Here is an 18,050-nt window from a genome sequence, read left to right on the forward strand (position 1 = left end):
AGCGACTGCCAGGAACTTGTGCAAAAAAGGGTCTTGTTGGCTACGCTTGGCCCAGTAGATCGCGGGCAATTCGTTCAAAAATACCCGAACCAACCGGTATCAGGTCGTCCGGAAAGTCATAGTCAGGATTGTGCAGTGCCGCATAATCTTCACCTGGACCAAGGCACATCATCGCGGCTTTGGCCCCCCATCCAAAAACTCCAAAATCCTCGGACGCTCTCATAGGTAATCCAAAGTCGCCGTTTTCGACACCAATTGCATTCATTGCGGATTCAACCACTGCGGCAGCTTCGGGGTCATTTATAGAGGCTGCAAAAGCGTCGCAAACATCAAACTCAACCTGTAATCCAAACTCCTCCGCCGCTGCAACAGCTAGAGCCCGGGCATCTTTGTCCATAGCGTCCATGGCATCGTCACGTGCGGTGCGAAGGGTTGCGTAAATCACCGCTTCGCCGGGCGCGACCCCAAATGATGGCTCCCCGATTTGTACATGAGTTACTGTAACAAGACGGAAATCATCATCCAGGTTCCCACCACTCCCTAAGTTGTCCAAAGCAGGAATGAGTTTAGCAACCGCTTGAGCAGGTGAGACACCGTCTTCTGGATCGGCCGCATGTGCAGTCTTGCCTGTAAGTTTGATTTCCAGACCTTGCGAGGCGCAGTTGATCAGGCCTGCTTGTGTTGAGACATATGCAAACGGCCGACCGGGTTCTATATGAATTGCAAATGCCCAATCAGCCCTAATTTCTTCATAATCTGGGTCAGCCACAACGGCGCGTGCGCCGCTACCGTCTTCTTCTGCTGGTTGAAACATCAGAACGACGCGACCTTTCGAAACAGGGTTTCGAGAGATCATCCGTCCAAGACCCAGGAGCATTGTCATATGCCCGTCATGGCCGCAGAGATGCCCTTTTCCTGGGATCTCCGACTTCCATGGATTGTCAGAAATCTCTTGAATTGGCAGCGCATCAAGTTCTGCACGAAATAAGACCGTGGGGCCTTCTTGGCCGCTGTCAAACACCGCGGCTACTCCGTGCCCCCCCAAACCTGTCAGTATCTTCGTCGGCGCCAGCGGTTCCAGCGCCTTCACAATTGTGCGGGCGGTCTCGACCTCTTCACCAGACAATTCGGGTTTTCGGTGCAAGTCGCGGCGAAATTCTGTTAGTTCCACAAGATCGGAATTAGTTAACATTCAACCACCCCTCCATATTTTCTCTGCAAAATTACGAGTCGGCTAAGCTCAACCACACTATCGCATGATCTAAACTCAAATAGTGCCCACGAATATCTGACGCTCAGTGATAGTTTTTTGGTTGCCGCTGTTGGCGGCCAACACATACGGTAGTGACCCCTTCATAATATTCAATCGGCGCTTACCAGCTTCAATCCCAAGATGCCGAATACAATTAATGCAATACACATAAGCCGGAGGATGTTGGTTGAATCAGAGAAGACGACAATCCCGAAGATCACAGTTCCAATCGTACCTATACCGGTCCAGATCGCATAGCCTGTGCCAAGAGGTATGTCGCGTAATGCGATCGCCAACAGCACAACACTGATTGCCATAGAAGACGCCGTCAGCAATGACGGCCATAATTTCGTAAAACCGTCAGTGTATTTCAGGCCAACAGCCCATCCCACTTCAAACAGACCGGCTACAATCAGAATTAACCAAGGCATTTAGGCTTCCTCTTTTCTAACGATCGGCAAAATCAATGCTGATCTAGTTTGTCGACTAGTCTAGACATAAACTCTGCGCCTTTGTGGAACTGCTCAATCGAGATAAATTCATTCGGCTGATGAGCCTGTGCGATATTGCCGGGTCCACAAACAATTGTTGAGTACCCGCGCTCTTGGAACAAGCCGCCCTCTGTAAGAAAGCTGACGACTCTGGACGTGTTGGCTCCCGTCAGTTCGGCAACGAGTTCCCGTGCGGGTCCATTTTCTTCTGGCATCAAGCCGGGCGCGTAGAAATCCTGGAAACAGTCGATGCCAGTATCAGGGTGCACATTCTTCATTTGTGCGTCCAGCTGGGCCACTTCGGCCTCAAATGCCGCCATCCACTCGGCAAAATCATCGCCTGGAACGACACGGAAATCGATTACGAAATCACAGTTTTTTGCTGTGATATTCAGCGCTGTACCGCCTGAGATTTTCCCGACATGTACTGTGGTATAGTGCGGGTCGAACTGTTTTGACAGGCCCGCCGGTTTGGAACTGGCGCCTCGTTCGTTCATTTGGTTGGCCCATTCAATCAGACGGGCCGCCATCATCACGGCGCTAACGCCTTTGTGCATTATAGATGAATGCACTTCAAAGCCTCTGAAACTCACCTCATATCCGAAGCCGCCGTTGTGGGCGTTGATAATGTCCATCCGAGATGGTTCACCGACAATGACTGCTTTGGCCTTTGGCATTCCATTGTTCAGCATATGGTCAATCAATTTTGGCGCCCCGGTCATTCCGATTTCTTCGTCATAACTGATCGCAATCTGGATGGGTCGTGTGATGTCGCGTTCAAGTGCAAGCGGTACCGCCGCCAATGACAGCGCGACAAATCCCTTCATATCGCAGGTGCCACGTCCAAAAAGTTTTCCATCCCGCTCCGTCAAAACAAACGGGTTTGTATCCCATGCCTGTCCATCCACCGGCACAACATCGGAATGCCCTGATAGAACCACGCCATCTTCGACCTCAGGCCCGATATTCGCGTAAATCGCGGCTTTTGCTTGCTTGTCGTCATGGACTCTCACGGCGCGTATGCCGTGAGAGTCCAAGTAGCTTTCCACGAAATCGATAAGATCCAGATTGCTTTCGCTACTAACTGATGGAAAACCAACTAGGCGATCCAAAAGCATTTGGGCATCTTCTATCATTGGCAAGCTCCTGGTGTCTCAGCTCAGCATTCCGTATAGATTTCGAGGATCGGATGGATCCGCAAGCATGTCCAAATTATCGTAGAAGTCAGTGCCTTGGATTTTTTCCAGGACATATTTTAGAGCACTAAAATCTTCGACAGCGAACCCGACACTGTCGAACAAGGTGATTTGCCTGTCATGTGTCCGTCCTTTCGATTGGCCCAGCATGACTTGCCACAACTCGGTGACAGGATAGTCTTCGGGCAACTGCTGGATGTCACCTTCAATCCGGGTTTGTGGCGGGTATTCCACGAAAATGTCAGATCGCCGCAAAACGGCTTCAGCAACTTCGGTCTTGCCCGGGCAGTCTCCACCAATGGCGTTGATGTGAACGCCATCGCCAATCATGTTATCTGTTAGAATGGTGGCATGTTGCTTGTCCGCAGTACAGGTCGTGATGATTTCGGCGTTTTCCATCGATTCTTCCGCAGTCTTGCAGCGGGCAACGCTCAATCCCGCCTCTTCTAAGTTCCTCGCGCACTTCTCAGTTGCTTCAGGGTCGATGTCATAGAGGCGAACGTTTTCAATTCCACATATCGCTTTGAACGCCAGGCACTGAAATTCTGATTGTGCGCCATTACCGATCATCGCCATGGTTCTTGATCCTTTAGGTGCCAGATACCGCCCAACCAATGCCGACATCGCGGCCGTACGCAATGCAGTCAATAATGTCATTGCCGTTAGCAGTTTCGGATAGCCCGTATAAACATCTGCCAGCAGACCAAAGGCTGTTACAGTTTGCAGACCTTCTGCGGTGTTTTTCGGATGTCCATTGACGTACTTAAACCCATACATTTCACCGTCTGATGTCGGCATCAATTCGATTACGCCGACATCAGAGTGAGATGCAACACGAGGTGTTTTGTCAAACAACTCCCAGCGTTTAAAGTCAGCCTCGATCGCATCGCCAAGTTCCGACATGAACTTTTCCGGGCCAATTGATTTGACCAGCCGGATCATGTTTTCAACCGAGACGAACGGTACGTATGCATGTTCAGAAAATTTGAGTTCCATCGTTGTGATCCATTATGAAGATTGAGGCTTGTCTTGATTTGCCGATTGCCATGTTCGTTGTGCTCTGTGATCCAGAACAAACATCGACACACCGGCCGCGAGAATGGTGATGATGCCGAGCTGCGCGATCAGGTCGGTCCATTGACCCCACAGCACAAACATCCAAATCGCCGCAAACACCAGGAAGGAGTATTCGCAGACTGAGACGAAGTCGGGCTCCCCCAGGCGGTAAGCTTGGGCAATGACCGAAACGGCCACGGTCGCTCCGACTGCCTGGCCAAAGGTCAGGAGTAAAAACCGACCGGTTAGGCACTCCCAGCCGCGATTGTAGAACTGTTGATTTTCCACGGGCACAGGGAAGGCCGAAAAGTAGATGAGCAGCACCAGACTGGTGACGCCCATGAAACCGAAAACGCCAAATGCTAGTGCAGGCGCGCTTTCTTCTTGGCAGTAGTAGTTGGTAACCAGCGCACCTAAGCCATAGAGCGCACCCGCAACGAGAGGAAGCAGCGACAAAGCGGTAAGATTGCTGAAGTCCGGCTGAAGCAGCATCAGAACTCCGACGAAACCCGCAAACATCGCCAATATACGGCGTTTCCCTATGCGTTTCCCTAAAAGCAAAACTGAAAAGAGCATTACCCAAATCGGTGCGCTAAAAAGGCCTGCCCCAGCCTGTGCGACGGGTAAGAATCCTAGTGTAGCAAAGTAAACTAGCAGTCCGCCAGAAACCGTTGCGCTACGCAGCAGTAGTTTTCCGGGATGTTTCGGTTTGATTGAAACCCCGAGAAACAGCGCCAATGTCGCAACCATCGGCAAGGCAAATGCTGCGCGTACAACTTGAAACTGCCAAAGTCCGGCCTCTTCGGAAACAGGTGCCACGAAGTTGTCCGAAAAGCTCAGAACGGCCGAGGCGAAAAGCGCAAGACCTGCAGCGAATAGGTTTTTGTTTCTTGGCATATTGCTACCTTGGGCTCATGCAGCAATCGCGGAGCGAAAGTTTAACACTGCGAATTTCACAGTCATTCTCCAGGAACGGCATCCGCTTGCGACGCCTCATCGTCCCTCTGCAGAGGCTTAATCGTCCATCCCATATAACCAAAAATTACGGTCACAATTGGAGACAGCCAGCAGAAAAAGTTGAATGGCAGATAGAGGATTGTCGGCACGCCCAGAGTGGCAAACTGATAGGCGCCACCCGCATTCCAGGGCACCAGATTGGCGGTAACTGTTGCGGAATCCTCAACCGCTCGACTGAGGTTTTCAGGGGCCAAACCGCGTTCGCGATATGCCGGGGCAAAGCTGCGGGCACCCATGACGATGGCCATGTATTGGTCGCACAGTACAATGTTAGCCATGATTGACGTCAGAACCGTAGAGAGGATCAGTGAACCTGTAGATTTGGCGTAGGACAGGATCTTTTCGGCTACAACTTTTAGTTGGTTGGTTCGCTCCATAACGCCGCCAAACATCATCCCGGCAAAGATCAGCGCAATGGTGTACATCATCGAATTGAGTCCACCACGAGAAAGTAACTTGTCCACGTCTTCCACGCCGGTGCTTGATTCGAAACCCCACATTGCAACCGACGCGATGCTTTCATAGTTGGCACCTTGCATGCCGACGGCACATATCACACCAGCAATTGCCCCCAGCGTGATGCCCGGGATCGCAGGGATTTTTTTGTAGGACACAAACATTACGACGAAGATTGGCAATAGCAAAACAGCGTTCAGCGTGAACTCGGTTTCCAGGGTGTTCAAGATCAGATCGATTCGCTCAAGATTGCCTTCGTTGGCGCTGTACTTCAGACCCAGAAAGATTTCGATGATCATGGTCAAACCGAATGAAACACTGGTGGTGTAGGACATATGTCTGATGTGGGTGAAGACATCAGTGCCGGCCATTGCTGGCGCCATGTTTGTCGTGTCTGAAAGCGGCGACATTTTATCGCCGAAATATGCTCCGGAGAGGACCGCGCCAGCAACGATAGGCAATGGAAACCCCAGCCCGGCGCCGATTCCCATGAGTGCTACGCCAACCGTGCCAGTTGTGCCCCAGCTTGTGCCTGTGGCCAATGAAGTGAGCGCACAAATGATAAGCGTCGACGGCAGGAAGACAGCTGGCGAGATGGTCTTGAGACCATAGTAGATTAGCGTCGGAACGACACCCCCCAAGATCCAGACACCGATGAGAATCCCTACAACAATCAGAATGATTGTTGCTGGAATCGCGGCAGTAATACCACGCACCATTCCATTTTGAATATTGGTCCAGGTAAAACCACAACGCAGCGCTACCAGACTGGCGACCACAACACCCAGCAGCATCGGAATGTGTGCGTCTAGGCCGTAAATAACGATTGACAAGCAAACACCCGTCACCAGCGAAAACAGAGAAATTATTGCTTCCCACAAATGAGGTTTGCGGGCGTGAGCCGGGATTGTTGTCTTCATTTTGTCTCTCGTCTTTTGCGCTGCGCGGAGTAAGAAATCGAACCCTCTCCGATGGTTTCATTTGGGTATCGGTTTTGACCGACAAATTCGGCTCAAACTTTGTCAGCCGAGGAGTTAGGCCGCTTTTTGGTCTTTGAACTCATCCATTGCCTGAAGAGATTCCTCGAGAGTTCGCACTCCTCCTGCCTGGAGGTATTCCATCTGCTTCAAAGCGGCCTCGTGAGCTTCGGTACTAGATGCTGCCACGCAGTCTTCAATCGTGCGGCAGAAATAGTCGCCCTGGTGCCCGTCTGCGAATGTATAATGAACACAAACGTTCGTCAGACCACCGACCAGCAGCAGTGTGTTGACGTTGAGTCCTTTCAGTAGAATTTCGAGATCTGTACCGTAGAAAGCTGAATAGCGGCGCTTTTGAATCAGGTAATCATCATTCCGAAAACCCATCTGGTCCTTGGCAATATCGGTGTTGGGATTGCTGTCTAGGCAATGCACATCTTCGTCGCCGTCCAACTCCCGCCCAAAATCAATCAGATTGGCACGGTGAATTTCCTGGATGAAAATAACGGGGATGTCGCATTCGCGTGCTTTATCAATTGCAATCCGCGCCTTCAGCAACCGATCCGCATGGCCAGGCATGTGATCGATACTGCGCGCATCGTCATCTCTGCCAATGAAGATGCCTGCTTGAATATCGATCACGATAAGCGCTGCGTTGCCTTCGATGAGCTTACGTTTATTTTGGTTTGGGTTGGCCACGGCTATTCTCCATTTGACGGGCTGATTTGATGTGTTTGAACTGCGGCGAGCGATTGAGTCAGGTTTCTTATCTAGGCGAGCAGCGGAAATGTGATCGCTGAATACGCATGGATGCAATGGCGCCTACTGCAATGGTCGACGCACACTCTTTCTTCCCTCAAATCCCCTCTATTCCACACGTGTTCTTTTGATAGGCCTTTTTAAAGAAGCTTAAATTGCGAGGTGGAATAGCGATATTAGATTAAACTTTCTCTCACCGAAGCTAAAACCTACGGTGGTCAGAGGCTCAGTTGCTGAGGTGTTTGAAGGCATTTCAACCTGGTCGAGGCGTGAATCATCGTCAATAACGCATGGAGTATCAGTTACTGTATCGGCACATCCATGGAACGACCAGCCTTCGTGATTTCTAACAGCGCGTTCGCAACATCAGTTTTCGAATCATGGCAATGCAAGAACGAAACGAACTTTAAACGCTGTTCCTCTTGCATAAGGTTGTGCAGGATGACACCAAAGGCCTCTTGTTGTTCAGATATTCACCGCTGCAACACTTTCCAACAGCCAACTTAAGAATGTGTCGGCTGACGGTTTCCTGGAATTTTTCTGAGGGGTTGCAACTGAATACCAAACGCAGCGTATCTGGCGTTCATCCAACTGCACCAGGGCACCCGATCCAATTTCCTTTGCGCACAGAATATCATCGGCGAGAATGACACCTTCCCCGTCCACAGCAGCATCTATCGCCAATGACAGGTCCGAATAGACCCGTCCCTGATCCCATTGCTTACTTTCAGGTTCGTGCGCCGTGTACCATTGATGCCAGATTTCCTTCCCATTGTCGTGGACTAGTGGTGCTTCTTCCCAGTTCACGTCGCCCTCTGGCGTGTAAAGCAAATCTCGGACCGACTGAGTGCAGGCAGGATACCCATCTATTGGAAACAATTTGCTGCGCTTAACCCCGGCAGAAGGTAATCGTGTTTCGAAATGAATAATCATGTCCGCGTGGCCTGTGCCCAGTTGCGGCGGCTGCCATGCCGGTCGCAATTCGATATCGATTTTCGGGAATTCCTCGCAGAATTCCGTGATCCGCTTTCTGAGCCAAAGTGAAGCCAGTGCCGGTTCTGCGCTGACAACTAATGTGCCCTTCTGAGTAGTACGCAGCAGGTCGCTACAAGCGTCTTTAATTGTCTGAAATCCGCCTGAAACTCGAGGTAACAATGCGCGGCCATCTTCACTGAGCTCAATCCGGTTACCGGAGCGGACAAACAGGTCGGTCCCAAACCAGGCTTCGAGGTTCTTTACATGCTGACTGACTACGGAATGGCTGACGTTCAATTCCGCGGCGGCCTTGGAAATGCTTTGGTGGCGTGCGGCGACTTCGAAGGCACGAAGGGCGTTCAAGTGGCGAAGAGAGGTCGTCATTTGGCCAGCGTAGCGAAAACCGTTACTGAGAGCCAGTTTTTCCTGTTTTCCTAAATTTCATTGCCTCGCTACCGTTTTGGCTACCTTGGAATACCAACAGGATCGACTGGAAGCCGCATGGCCGCAACAAACACAGACACCGACGCCGATCTTTCCCTCGAAGTGCGCGATCTCCATAAGTCCTACGGGGCTCTGGAAGTATTGAAAGGTGTTTCGCTGCGGGCCCGTGAAGGTGATGTCATCTCGATGGTGGGGTCTTCTGGTTCTGGGAAAAGTACCTTCTTGAGGTGCATAAACTTGCTCGAGACACCGAACTCGGGAAAAATTACGGTGCACGGCGAAGATATCAAGATGGCGACGGATCGCCATGGATCCTTCAGGCCGACTGACGCCAAACAAGTCGAGCGTATACGCGCCCGCCTGGCCATGGTTTTCCAGTCGTTCAACCTGTGGTCCCACATGACCGTTCTGGAGAACGTCATTGCTGGGCCCATCCATGTGCTGAAGCAGTCGCGTGCTGAAGCCATCGAGAAAGCCAAGGACGTACTGCACCATGTCGGTATGTATGAGCGCCGTGAATACTACCCGTCCCATATCTCAGGTGGTCAGCAACAACGCGCTGCGATTGCCCGCGCCTTGGCGATGGAACCTGAAGTCATGCTATTTGATGAGCCTACCTCAGCTCTTGACCCGGAATTGGTCGGCGAAGTTCTGAAGGTCATCCGCTCGCTTGCTGAAGAGGGACGGACCATGGTTGTCGTAACTCACGAAATGGCCTTTGCCCGCGACGTTTCTTCAAACGTGATCTTCCTGCACCAAGGGCTCATCGAAGAGCAGGGCGATCCCAAACAGATATTCAACAATCCAGAATCGGCACGGTTCAGAGAATTCCTATCAAACACCCGAGACTGATAGCTGCCGATACCTGACCAGCATACTTACTAGATCCAAATCAACCAACTAGGGAGAAGTTGACATGAACCTCAAGAAATCAATCCTCGTATCCGTCGTAGGGGCAATGGCGCTTTTAGGCGGACAAGCCGCAGTCGCAGAAGAACTTCGCATCGGTGTGGAAGGGGCTTACCCTCCGTTCTCAAAAAAGGAAGCTGACGGAACGCTTTCAGGGTTTGACATCGACATCGCGCTTGCGCTGTGCGCTCAGCTGGAACGCGAATGTGAGTTGGTCGAACAGGAATGGGATGGCATGATCCCTGCCCTGATTGGCAAGAAATACGACGCCATCGTTGCGTCTATGTCGATCACCGAAGACCGCAAGAAACAGGTGGATTTCTCTGAGAAATATTACCAGACACCGTCCCGCTTCGTTGCCAAGGAAGGTGCCGAGTTTGAACTGACGGCGGAAGGCACCAAGGACGTCAAGATTGGCGTTTTGCGCGGCACCACACTGCAATGCCACGTCGAGAAAGTGTATCCTGACGCCGATTTGCGGCTCTACAACACGCAAGAGGACGTGTTTGCCGATCTCGTGGCCGGACGGCTGGACATGCAGCTGAACAACACGCTTCAAGCAATCGACGGCTTTCTCAACACCCCCCAAGGCGAGGGTTTCGCATTCCTTGGTCAAAACGTGGATGATCCCGAATGCCTGGGTGAAGGCACAGGCATCGCGGTGCGCAAGGGCGATCCGCTGGCAGGCGAACTGAGTGCCGCCATTGAAGCGATCCGCGCCGATGGCACCTACCAGGCGATCAACGACAAGTATTTCGACGTCGACATCTACGGGGAATGAACTCGTGAGCGGCAGGGAGATCAATTGTTTCCCTGTCGACTCCCATTGAGTATGACGGACGAAAGACATGGACATTATTTTCGAATACAGGCAGATCCTGATCGAAGGCACGATTGTCACGATCAGCTTGGCCATTCTTTCTTTGCTCTTGTCGGTGACCCTGGGGCTGTTTGGCGCATTCGCTAAGCTTTCACCGTCGAGAGGCATCCGACGGATGGGCAATGTCTATACAACCTTTGTACGCAGCGTGCCCGACCTTGTGCTGATGATGCTGATCTTTTTCGGCGGTCAGGCGCTGATCACTCAGCTAGGCGGTGTGACCGGCCTGTGGGGCTATGTCGAGATAAACCAGTTTCTCGCGGGTGTCCTAACGCTGGGTTTCATCTTCGGCGCTTACATGTCGGAAACATTTCGTGGCGCGATACTGGCGATCCCGCGCGGTCAGATCGAGGCGGCGATGGCGGTCGGCATGAAACCCGGACAGATATTCCGGATCGTGACCTGGCCTCAGATGGTGCGCTTTGCGCTGCCGAGCTTCACAAACAACTGGCTGGTTCTGGTGAAATCCACCGCGCTGGTATCGGTGATCGGATTGCATGACCTGGTCTGGAACGCATTCTCGGCCGGCCGCTCTACCCACAAGGTTTTCACGTTTATGCTTGCTGTGCTGGTGATCTACCTGATCATCACAGGCGTCTCTGACCTTATCCTGCGGTGGATCGACCGCAAGTATTCTGCCGGTGTGAGGAGGGCCTGACGTCATGGAAAACGAACGCAGCTTCCTCGAATACCTTCAACATGTCAGCGAGAATGTCTCGCCGATAAACTTCGTCCTGATCTATGACAATATCGGACGCTTCTTCGAAGGTGCCCTGGTAACGCTGCAACTGACTTTCCTCGCGCTTCTGGTGGGTGGCCTGATCGCCGTGCCACTGGCCATCGCGCGGGCGTATCGCAAACCTTATCTCAGTCCGGCCATTCGGCTTTACACCTACGTCTTCTGCGGCACGCCCCTATTGGTGCAAGTCTATCTTTTCTACTTCGGCCTTGGCCAGTTCGAGGCGGTGCGGGAGAGCTTTCTCTGGGACCCGATCCTCAGCAGCCCCTGGTGGTGTGTGATGATCGCTTTCACATTGAACACCGCAGCCTATACGACCGAATTCCTGCGCGGGGCTATCGAGACCACACCACACGGCGAAGTCGAAGCAGCCAAGGCTTGTGGCATGTCACCGACTACCCGGATGCGACTGGTTGTGCTGCCCAATGCGTTTCGCCGCGCCCTGCCGGCCTATTCGAACGAAGTGATCTTCACATTGCACGGCTCTGTCATCGCCAGCACGGTCACCCTACAGGACTTGTTGGGTGTGGGGCGCTGGCTGAATGGCCGCTATTACCTCGCTTATGAAGGTTTCCTGACTGCCATGGTGTTCTACATGGCCATCGTCTTCCTGATCTCGATCGCCTTCAAGATGGCAGAAAAACGCTTCCTGCGGCATTTGCGGCCGAGGGAAGGGTCCAATCTGGCTAAGGCGCAGGCGGCATTGTGACCAACACTTTGCTCACCATGATTGTCCATCGTATCTTTCACCAGTTCTTTCTGCCGAAACGCAATACACCGGCCAACGCCACCTCAAGGCACCTGACACTCCCGATAGCAATGTTGCATCGGCGGTACTTTATTGTCGGAAAACAGTCCTTGCATCAGCGTTGGCCGCCCGCGCCGAACCTGGTGGTTTCCGCAGATCAGAGGCCGACGATGATGAGACAACCGGCTCGGGATATGCAGCGGTGAACCATCGGCGAAACCAACGCGCGCAACGGACGATGGTTCGTGATAAATTACCTTGGGTGGAGTATTTTCCGATATGTTGGTGTGCCGATTGGACCAATTGGATGCGTCGACCATTACAAAAGAATTGAAGCAGGTCAGGAATTCGAAAGTTCGTGCTAACGCTTTAGAAGTGCCTTGGTCCGAACTTCAAAGATACACTAAGTACCCATTTAACCATGGTATGGTTTTTATCGCGACTTCGACCATCGGATGAACCTTCTTGGCCAGGCTGAAACCTAAACTTACGGTGAACGATAATGTTTAGTTCGTTGAGACATCTGAACGCACTTCGAGCCTTTGAAGCCGCGGCCCGCAATCGCAGTATCGCAAAGGCCGCAGACGAATTGCACGTCAGCCATAGCGTTGTCAGCCAGCATGTCAGAAATCTCGAAGAGTGGTTGAATGTAGAGCTTTTCGAACGGCACAGCAATCGAATCGAATTGAGCGAAGAGGGCAAACACTTTGAACCGCAGGTTGCTTACGGGCTGCAGATACTCAGCGATGCCTGCGACAATTTGCTGAATCTGACCCAGACAGGCACAATCAACATCAGCGCAGAGCCTGCGATCTCATCCCGCTGGCTGCGCAAGAAAGTCACAGAATTTTGTGGTCAACACCCCAATATCGAGTGCAACCTCAGATCAGAATGGCGCCCGCCTGACATAGATGAAGAGCTTGTCGACGTCATTATTCATTTTGAAGAACGGTTGTTGCGCACGCGAACTGACCACGCTCGCTTGTTCCCGATCGATGGGTTTCCCGCCTGTTCTCCTGAGCTTCAAACTGAATCAGGGTTTCTCCCGGAATGCGGAAGCATCAGTGATTTACCGTTGCTCCATGACAATGGCCGGCACATTTGGCAACACTGGTTTTCCGAACATGTCGATGGCAACGAACAGTGGAAACACGGAAAAGTGTATTCAGACCTTTCGCTGGCAATCGATGCTGCTGTCGATGGTGAAGGTGTATTCCTAGCGGATGAAATAATCTGCGCAAAAGAACTGTCCCTGGGCCAGCTTAGGAAAATTGATGATCGAACAACACGTTGCACTTGGTATCTTATTGCGATCAATGAGAATTCTCATGCTAACTCTGCTGTCACAGTTTTCAAAAACTGGATCGTTGCCGAAGCAAAAAAAGAGTATCGCGATTAGTTGTGACCTCACCCTATAGATTTGCAGTCAATGTGGCGGCTGCCTGTACGGCATACAGGGTGTATTTGAGGGGGCGGCTTAGTTCCCGATTGCTTGGAAATTTTTCTCGCTACAGCTATCTGAAAATCAGAAACGCAAAAAACTCCGCTGAGCGAAAGATATTCCCGTTCTCACATTTTTGCCGCCTGTGAAACAATTCCCTCCAACCAAACAACACTAGTAGATTGGTGCTCAAAACCTAAAGAATGTGAAGTCACCTCGATGGTTTCATGAAAAAAAGCAAGATTGGCGAATAAAATCGGGGCAATACGCACCAGCTATGCGCGTATGAATTTACGCGTGATCCGTCACTCATTGCAGGAATCGTAAGTTGGGAAAAGTGCAATGGAAGCAGATAAAACATTGGAACAAACTGATGGGCGGAGTTTCTCCGTCTGGCTGAAAATGATTTTGGGGTCAGGGATAGGGTTTTGCTTTTTCATGTTGCCGTTTAATTGGGATGGTGAGCTGACAATTCCAATTGCATTGCTCCAAAAGACGATCAGCACACCAGTCGAAGGATGGCTGCCGTTGATCGTCGTTCTACTGATGATTCTGTCCGCTATTGTATCGGTGGTTGCGACAGCTTCGAAAGGCGCGGGGCTAAATACCTACTTCAAAGAAATCTTCGTTACGTCAACTATTTCGGTGCTGATGCGTGTCGCAGCTGCGGTTTTGGCCGTTTGTGCCTATTGGAAATTCGGGCATGAGTGGATCTGGAACGAGTACACCGGCGAAATTATCATTATCTACCTGATGCCTTCGCTGCTGGTGATCTTCTTGCTCGCAACGACATTACTGCCGCTGCTACTGGATTTTGGTGGCGTTGAGTTCATTGGCGTCTACCTTCAGCCCCTGTTCAAGAGACTCTTCCGCTTGCCTGGGCGTGCATCGGTCCTAACCGCCACATCGTGGATTGGATCCGGCACCAACGGGATTATTGCGGCTGATATGGACTATAAAAAAGGCCTATACACCGCCCGTGAAGTTAGCATTCTGTGCCTTGGTTTTGGCACCATTTCCATGCCAGCCGTCTTCATCTATTCAACAACTATTGGCGGTGTCGAAGTGGGTACTTTCCTGTATTTCTTCTTCACGCTTTTCATTGTCGGTGTCGCCTCGACGATGGTAATCGCCCGGGTTCCTCCGCTTTCGTTGAAATCCGATGAATTCTACCAAGGCAAGAGAGACCCAATTCTTGATGAACCCGTAGATGAAGGTAAAACCAAGTTCCAAAGAGCTGCTGATATTGCTTACAGAAAAGCGGAAAATGCGCCGGGACTCGGTACCATCATCAAAAATGGTGCTCTTACCACGTTCGAACTTTACATGACGGTATTTCCGCTCATCGTTCTGATTGGTATTCTGGCCCTCATCGCCACCGAATTCACGCCAATCTTCAAACTAATTGCAGTGCCGATAGCACCTCTGCTATCTGCAATCGGCCTTCCAGAAGCTCAAGCCGCAGCACCTGCATTTCTTGTCGGGTTTGCGGATCTTCTTCTGCCATTCCTGGCGGCGGAGGGCATCGAATCTCAACTGACAAAGTTTGTCATCTGTATTACAGGAACCGTCACCGTAATCTGCATGAGCGAAACCGGTGCGATTCTCTTGAAATCCGCAGTTCCGGTCAACTTCGTAGATCTCCTTGCGGTCTTTCTTCTCAAAACAATTGTGTCTGTGCCAATCGCGCTCACCATGGGTCGATTGTATGGATTGACGTAACCTCCCTGACCGCCTGATTGGCTTACATCAGTCGCCAAATTTGGCGGACCCTGCACCTACCGTGTTTGACACACACGGTAGGTTTTTTTTAAACGGAGAAACCAACCATGACCGGGCAATTTAAGCACTTTGGCCATGAGGTCTGCCTGACGCATTAGATTACAATCAGGGCATCTTCGTTTGTCTGGTTCGAAATCGACTTTCCTGCGAGCCGGTTCCAGCTTTCTCAAAGCAACGCGGCCATTGGTGATTGGGGGACGATAGTACGCATGGTTCCGTCCCCTGCCCTTCTGGATCATGTGCAACAAATGTACAGAAACTTAGAACCGGACATTCGTTTCTTAAATAAACAAATCGCGCTTTGAGCCCCAACTTTACCAATCTACACTGCGGATGAATAGCAGCATTCTTTATCACTTCGGAAGGAGTGTCCGGCGACGATCAAGCCGTCTTCCTAGCTTAAGGGCAGAGGTCGCGTTCAGTTTGACTTTGAAGCAGCGCTATTCAAACGGGAAGCTGACCAGACGCTCGGCCTCTGTTTCGGTCACCAAGACCTGGGTTTCCAGCTTGATGCATTCCGAGCTGTCACTTGGCAGTTAAATGCAAGAATGCGGGTGTTTCGACCCAAATTAGCAGTTAAACGTGAGACTCGTGGATCAGAAAGACATACTAATACCATACCTTAAGTCTTCTCAGGGAGAGTGGGTATTCTCAAATTAAATGCCAAAACCCAAAGCTCATTCTCAAATTAACTGCCAATTCTCATATTTAAGTGTCCGGCTATCTATTTGAAAACATTTTTCTTTGAGTCTCAAGATTAAGTGCCAAGTCACAATGGCGTCCGCTCGGGCAAGCCCACTTACTTGCATGGGGGCTTCAATAGCGTTTTCAAGCAGGTCATATGCGGCCAAAGATTGAAGCCCTGGAACACCATGCAAATTTTGGACCGAATGAAACCGGATTTCCCAAACTCTGCCCCCTTGTTGATCAGCCAATAGCAACAGCTGGCTGCTGCACTTCGATTGTCTGAAGTCGAGTTTGGTGAATTCTAATTTAGCGGCTTCAAAGCCGGGATATTGCCCCCAAGGAGGCCCTAGACGCAATAACCTCATGGCATGGTCGTCTTTAGGCTAAGTGATACTGTCCAGGATCATCAGGAAAGCGTCATTTTGCTCCACCGTGCCGATAGAGACACGGACCCATCCCAGATACGGTTCCTCAAACCAGCCTTTGGTCAGGACGCCTTTCCTTCTGAGCCGCTCTGCGAATGCGTCACCGTTTTCTCCACAGTCAAAGAACAGGAAATTGGTTTGCGACGGGGCAACGGTATAGCCGCGAGTGGAAAGCGCATGTCGCAAACGGGCGCGCTCTGAGACAATCTTGGCCACGGCCATCTCAAGATGTTCCGTATCAGCAAGGGCGGCCTCAGCGGCAGCGATGGCCGCCCCATTCACCGCAAATGGCGAACGGGCCTTCATCAACGACCCGCTGATGGAGCAATAGGAGCATATGGCGTACCCGATACGCGCCCCTGCCAGCCCATAAGCCTTGGAGAATGTCCGCAACGAAATCCAAGGTAGCTCCGTCTTACCCAGTTTCGCTACCGCATCGAAGCGGTGCGAGGGGTCAATGAAATCAACATAAGCCTCGTCAAAAACGAACAGCGTCTCGGGCGTCAAAGCCGAAACAATCCTGTCAAAGTCTTGCTCTGAAATCGCAGGCCCCGCCGGATTATTGGGGGAGGCGAACATCAGCACTTTCGGCCTTTTTGAAAGCGCCTCGAGGACACCATCAATCGGGAAAGACCAGTCGTTCTTGTACTGGATTTTCTGCGCATCCGCGCCGCACGACTGGGCGCCGGTTTCATGCGGACCAAAGCTTGGGCAGGTGGTGACAACCTGCTCGCCGCGGCTCAGCACTGTTGTGTAGATAAGCGCAATTAGGTCTTCGGATCCATTGCCCGTGACAATCTGATCGGCCTCCATCTTGAATTTACCGGCTATTGCTGCACGAAGCGTGCTGGTACCTGCGTCAGGGTAAGACGCCAAATTTGACGTGCTGCCTCGCGCCGCTTCAATGGCGCGGGGGCTGGGCCCATACGGGTTCTCATTGCTGTCAAGTTTCGCAAGGCAAGGGACTCCGTAGACCTCTTGGAACCGGTCAATGGCGATCCCAGCATTATAGGCCGGCTGCTCAACAATCTCCTTTCGAAACATTCTTTCAAAGTTCGTCATAAATTTTGTGTCTCCAAACTGGCCGCAACAGGTAACCGGCGCTCGCCATCCGTTATAGGTGTCATATCTTGTAAGCGAAGCTTGGTGCGGCGTCCGCCTTAGGATTGAACACTAGTTGGTACGCGGTAAAAGTGTCTTTCCAAATTTGGCAAAGTTCACATTGCACGATCGAAATTTACTGCCCACCTTTTGGCATCTGATGATGGCGCAACGCTTCGTATCGCGGATGAATATGTGACCTCTGATCGAACACTTTATTGCGTCATTCCGTGAGGCTATGCAAATGTATCGGGCCAAATCCTATGACGTCACTGCTGGCCATCCAAAGCTGCTACGCAAGGATTGGCGAAGCGCATCGGGCTTAGAGCAAGCCCTTTCTAGCGAGTCGCGTTCTGGTTTTTTGAAAACGGTGGACCTGAAGGTCAGGCCATGGCGGACAAAACTAAACGCCGGCAACCTCTTTTTCGTACCTGATATGAGTACCAGCGTGTTTTCACACTATTTTCAGTAGGACACTGGGCATTGAGAGTTAGCCTCTGAGTAAGCGTCTCTACAAACAATGCGGTGAAATTCCAAGTAGATGCTTTGGATTCAGAAAAAATCATATACATTTCGGTATGTTAGAGACACCCAACTTCAACAGAGACCCATTCCAAAAACGCATGGCGGCCTTGTCAAATCTGCGCTTCTCATACCAACAAAGGTCTCATACATGCGGATCAAGAAAACAACTTAACCCTTGGGAACAACAACA

The 18,050-nt window shown here is 51.3% G+C and carries 16 protein-coding genes; 6 read left to right on the top strand and 10 right to left on the bottom strand.

The genetic code is table 11. The annotated features are described in order from the left end of the window. Positions 1 to 40: 40 nt before the first annotated feature. From Q1B27_RS21240 to Q1B27_RS21275, 8 genes are all read right to left on the bottom strand, one after another. Complete coding sequence (locus Q1B27_RS21240; protein ID WP_299850882.1) at positions 41 to 1,192, bottom strand: amidohydrolase; 1,152 nt, start codon at positions 1,190 to 1,192, stop codon at positions 41 to 43. Positions 1,193 to 1,362: 170 nt separating this feature from the next. Beyond that, positions 1,363 to 1,683 (bottom strand): quaternary ammonium compound efflux SMR transporter SugE, encoded by a 321-nt coding sequence (gene sugE, locus Q1B27_RS21245; protein ID WP_299850884.1) that lies wholly within the window; start codon positions 1,681 to 1,683, stop codon positions 1,363 to 1,365. 32 nt (positions 1,684 to 1,715) lie between these two features. Further along, positions 1,716 to 2,879 (bottom strand): acetylornithine deacetylase, encoded by a 1,164-nt coding sequence (gene argE, locus Q1B27_RS21250; RefSeq protein WP_299850886.1) that lies wholly within the window; start codon positions 2,877 to 2,879, stop codon positions 1,716 to 1,718. A gap of 18 nt (positions 2,880 to 2,897) precedes the next feature. Continuing rightward, positions 2,898 to 3,935 (bottom strand): ornithine cyclodeaminase, encoded by a 1,038-nt coding sequence (locus Q1B27_RS21255; protein WP_299850888.1) that lies wholly within the window; start codon positions 3,933 to 3,935, stop codon positions 2,898 to 2,900. Positions 3,936 to 3,947: 12 nt separating this feature from the next. After that, positions 3,948 to 4,892, bottom strand: coding sequence for a DMT family transporter (locus Q1B27_RS21260; RefSeq protein ID WP_299850891.1), 945 nt, complete (start codon positions 4,890 to 4,892; stop codon positions 3,948 to 3,950). Positions 4,893 to 4,954: 62 nt separating this feature from the next. Continuing rightward, positions 4,955 to 6,388, bottom strand: a complete 1,434-nt coding sequence (gene nhaC, locus Q1B27_RS21265) for a Na+/H+ antiporter NhaC (RefSeq protein ID WP_299850893.1) — start codon at positions 6,386 to 6,388, stop codon at positions 4,955 to 4,957. Between the two features lie 114 nt (positions 6,389 to 6,502). After that, on the bottom strand, positions 6,503 to 7,144 hold the full coding sequence (locus Q1B27_RS21270; RefSeq protein WP_299850895.1) for a cysteine hydrolase: 642 nt from the start codon (positions 7,142 to 7,144) through the stop codon (positions 6,503 to 6,505). Between the two features lie 525 nt (positions 7,145 to 7,669). Then, positions 7,670 to 8,563 (bottom strand): LysR family transcriptional regulator, encoded by an 894-nt coding sequence (locus Q1B27_RS21275; RefSeq protein ID WP_299850897.1) that lies wholly within the window; start codon positions 8,561 to 8,563, stop codon positions 7,670 to 7,672. A gap of 117 nt (positions 8,564 to 8,680) precedes the next feature. On the opposite strand from Q1B27_RS21275, the gene Q1B27_RS21280 reads away from it, so the two are divergent. The 6 genes from Q1B27_RS21280 (at position 8,681) to Q1B27_RS21305 (ending at position 15,062) form a co-directional block, all read left to right on the top strand. Then, a complete protein-coding gene (locus Q1B27_RS21280; protein ID WP_299850898.1) occupies positions 8,681 to 9,475 on the top strand; it encodes an ABC transporter ATP-binding protein in 795 nt (264 codons plus the stop codon). Between the two features lie 64 nt (positions 9,476 to 9,539). Beyond that, complete coding sequence (locus Q1B27_RS21285) at positions 9,540 to 10,313, top strand: transporter substrate-binding domain-containing protein (protein WP_299850900.1); 774 nt, start codon at positions 9,540 to 9,542, stop codon at positions 10,311 to 10,313. Positions 10,314 to 10,380: 67 nt separating this feature from the next. After that, a complete protein-coding gene (locus tag Q1B27_RS21290) occupies positions 10,381 to 11,070 on the top strand; it encodes an ABC transporter permease subunit (RefSeq protein WP_299850902.1) in 690 nt (229 codons plus the stop codon). Between the two features lie 4 nt (positions 11,071 to 11,074). Then, the gene (locus Q1B27_RS21295) at positions 11,075 to 11,860 is read left to right on the top strand and encodes an ABC transporter permease (protein ID WP_299850904.1); all 786 of its coding nucleotides are present in this window, start codon (positions 11,075 to 11,077) and stop codon (positions 11,858 to 11,860) included. A 541-nt stretch (positions 11,861 to 12,401) separates the two neighbouring features. Continuing rightward, positions 12,402 to 13,298: a LysR family transcriptional regulator gene (locus Q1B27_RS21300; protein ID WP_299850906.1), complete on the top strand. Its 897-nt coding sequence runs from the start codon at positions 12,402 to 12,404 to the stop codon at positions 13,296 to 13,298. Positions 13,299 to 13,682: 384 nt separating this feature from the next. Beyond that, complete coding sequence (locus Q1B27_RS21305) at positions 13,683 to 15,062, top strand: YjiH family protein (protein ID WP_299850908.1); 1,380 nt, start codon at positions 13,683 to 13,685, stop codon at positions 15,060 to 15,062. A 743-nt stretch (positions 15,063 to 15,805) separates the two neighbouring features. Here the strand turns inward: Q1B27_RS21305 and Q1B27_RS21310 are convergent. Together Q1B27_RS21310 and Q1B27_RS21315 are read right to left on the bottom strand one after the other, a co-directional pair. After that, on the bottom strand, positions 15,806 to 16,174 hold the full coding sequence (locus Q1B27_RS21310) for a hypothetical protein (RefSeq protein WP_299850910.1): 369 nt from the start codon (positions 16,172 to 16,174) through the stop codon (positions 15,806 to 15,808). A gap of 18 nt (positions 16,175 to 16,192) precedes the next feature. Next, positions 16,193 to 17,296, bottom strand: coding sequence for an aminotransferase class I/II-fold pyridoxal phosphate-dependent enzyme (locus Q1B27_RS21315; RefSeq protein ID WP_367181378.1), 1,104 nt, complete (start codon positions 17,294 to 17,296; stop codon positions 16,193 to 16,195). Between the last annotated feature and the right edge of the window lie 754 nt (positions 17,297 to 18,050).

It is taken from the genome of uncultured Roseovarius sp. (assembly GCF_947489715.1).
In the GTDB taxonomy this organism is placed as follows: domain Bacteria; phylum Pseudomonadota; class Alphaproteobacteria; order Rhodobacterales; family Rhodobacteraceae; genus Roseovarius.